Origin of the sequence: Kitasatospora sp. NPDC093558, assembly GCF_040683475.1 — a bacterium.
Taxonomy (GTDB): Bacteria; Actinomycetota; Actinomycetes; order Streptomycetales; family Streptomycetaceae; genus Kitasatospora.
On sequence record NZ_JBFBDY010000777.1, the window covers coordinates 1 to 2,637 of the forward strand.

The window sequence follows — 2,637 nt, forward strand, 5'->3', positions numbered from 1 at the left end:
GGCGTCGAGACCGCGCTGCGCAGCCCGCGCGACGCGATCGCCCACGGCATCGCGTTCTGCTCCGAGAACCGCAAGACCGAGGGCCTGGTCGGCGAACTGACCGTCCGGGAGAACATCGTCCTGGCTCTGCAGGCGTCCCGCGGCTGGACGCGCCCGCTGTCGCGCACCGTCCAGGACGCGCACGCGCTGCGCTGGATACGCGCCCTGGACATCCGCCCCGGCGACCCCGAGGCGCTGGTGCGCAACCTCAGCGGCGGCAACCAGCAGAAGGTGCTGCTCGCCCGCTGGCTGCTCACCGACCCCAAGCTGCTGATCCTGGACGAACCCACCCGGGGCATCGACATCGGGGCGAAGGCCGAGATCCAGAAGCTGGTGGCGAACCTCGCCGAGGACGGCATGGCGGTGCTGTTCATCTCCGCCGAGCTGGAGGAGGTGCTGCGGCTCAGTCACCGGGTCGGCGTACTGCGCGACCACCGGATGGTCGCCCAGCTCGACAACGACGTCGAGCTCACCCCGGAGCGTGTCCTGGCCACCATCGCGAGCGGAGCGGAAGAATGACCACGGCACTGACCACCGCGCGGGCGAGGGCGGTGACCCGGTCCCGGCTGTTCTGGCCGGCCGTGGTGCTGGCCGTGCTGCTGCTCGGCAACCTCGCCTTCACCCCGGACTTCTTCGCCGTCCACGTCCAGGGCGGCCACCTGTACGGCAGTACGGTCGACATCCTGCATTTCGGCGCCCCGCTGATCCTGGTCTCCCTGGGCATGACCCTGGTGATCGCCACCGGCGGCATCGACCTGTCGGTCGGCTCCACCGTCGCCATCGCCGGTGCGCTGGCCTGCCAGCACATCAGCGAGGCCGCCGACCCGGCGGGCCTCGGCACGGTGTTCGGGGCGATGGGCATCGCGCTCGGCACGGCGGTGCTGCTGGGCGTCGCGAACGGGGTGCTGGTGGCCAAGGTCGGCGTCCAGCCGATCATCGCCACCCTGATCCTGATGGTCGCCGGGCGCGGCTTGGCCCAGCTGATCACCGACGGCCAGATCATCACCGTCACCAGCGAGCCGTACAAGCTGATCGGCGGCGGCTACTGGCTGACCATGCCGTTCGCGATCCTGCTCAGCGCGCTGGTGGTGCTGGCCACCGTGCTGCTGACCCGCCTGACCGCGCTCGGGCTGCTGCTGGAGTCCGTCGGCGGCAACCCGGTGGCCAGCCGGCTGGTCGGCATCCGGGCGATGCGGCTGGTGGCCCTGGTCTACGTGTTCAGCGCGCTGTGCGCGGCGCTGGCCGGCCTGATGGTGTCCTCCAACGTCTCGGCCGCCGACGGCAACAACGCCGGACTCTGGATCGAACTGGACGCCATCCTCGCGGTGGTGCTCGGCGGGACCTCGCTGAACGGCGGCCGGTTCTCGATCGGCGGCACCGTGCTGGGCGCGCTCATCATCCAGACCCTCTCCACCACCGTCTACACCATCGGCATCCCGCCGGAGACCACCCTGGTGTTCAAGGCGTTCGTGGTGATCGCGGTCTGCCTGATCCAGTCGCCCGTCTTCCGCGCCAAGCTCGCTGCCCGCGGCGCCCGGGCCCGGCGCACCGCCGCCGTCCGGCCGCACGCTGTGGCCCCCATCAACCGGGAGGTCGGCGAATGAACGCCAACGCCCTGCTGACCCGCCTGCGCGGGCAGATCCCGCTGCTGGTCACCGCGGTCCTGCTGGTGTCGATGTTCAGCGTCGGCTCGGTGCAGTACGACGGCTTCTTCTCCGGCCAGGTCGTGCTCAACCTGCTGATCGACAACGCCTTCCTGCTCGTCGTCGCGGTCGGCATGACCTTCGTCGTGCTGACCGGAGGCATCGACCTGTCGGTCGGCGCGGTGGTGGCGCTGTCCACCATGGTCTCCGCCTGGCTGGTCCAGTTGCACGGCTGGCCGCCGCTGCTGGTGATCCCGCTGGTCCTGCTGATGGGCACCGCGGGCGGCTGGCTGATGGGCTGGGTCATCCACGTCTTCGAGATCCAGCCGTTCATCGTCACCCTGGCCGGCATGTTCCTGGCCCGCGGCCTGTGCTACACGATCAGCGTCGAGTCGATCTCCATCACCGACCCGCAGTACACCGCCATGGCGCAGACCCGGATTCCGCTCGGCAGCCTGTTCGTCTCACCGAGCGCGGTCATCGCGCTGCTGGTGCTGGCGGTCGGGTTCGTCGTGCTGCACTACACCCGGTTCGGCCGCAACGTGTACGCGCTCGGCGGCAGCGAGCAGTCCGCGCTGCTCATGGGCCTGCCGGTGCAGCGCACCAAGACCACCGTCTACGCGATCAGCGGCTTCTGCTCCGCGCTCGGCGGGGTGCTGCTCACCTTCTACATGCTGTCCGGCTACGGCCTGCACGCGGTGGGCCTCGAACTCGACGCGATCGCCGCGGTCGTCATCGGCGGCACCCTGCTCACCGGGGGCTCCGGCTACTTGCTGGGCACCTTGCTGGGCGTGCTGGTGCTCGGCCTGATCCAGACCGTGATCAGCTTCCAGGGCACCCTCAGCTCCTGGTGGACCCGCATCGTCATCGGCGCCCTGCTGTTCGTCTTCATCGTCCTGCAGCGTTTGATCACCGCCCGCCGGCGGTAGCACACCGCGTCGCCCCGGCACGGCCC

The 2,637-nt window shown here is 70.2% G+C and carries 3 protein-coding genes; all 3 read left to right on the top strand.

What is annotated here, in order from left to right; all coding sequences use genetic code 11:
• The coding region (locus tag AB0O00_RS35060) for an ATP-binding cassette domain-containing protein (RefSeq protein ID WP_363658755.1) at positions 1-558 on the top strand (558 nt) is incomplete at its 5' end.
• A complete protein-coding gene (locus AB0O00_RS35065; protein WP_363658756.1) occupies positions 555-1,643 on the top strand; it encodes an ABC transporter permease in 1,089 nt (362 codons plus the stop codon). The genes AB0O00_RS35060 and AB0O00_RS35065, both read left to right, overlap by 4 nt.
• Positions 1,640-2,611 carry a galactofuranose ABC transporter, permease protein YjfF gene (gene yjfF, locus AB0O00_RS35070; RefSeq protein ID WP_363658757.1) on the top strand — a complete coding sequence of 324 codons (972 nt, stop codon included), beginning with the start codon at positions 1,640-1,642 and terminating at the stop codon, positions 2,609-2,611. Before AB0O00_RS35065 ends, yjfF begins: the two co-directional genes overlap by 4 nt.
• Positions 2,612-2,637 lie beyond the last annotated feature (26 nt).

Coding starts and splice junctions, on each gene's coding strand:
- AB0O00_RS35065 (WP_363658756.1), top strand. CDS start 555: ATGACCACGGCACTGACCACCGCGCGGGCGAGGGCGGTGACCCGGTCC.
- yjfF (WP_363658757.1), top strand. CDS start 1,640: ATGAACGCCAACGCCCTGCTGACCCGCCTGCGCGGGCAGATCCCGCTG.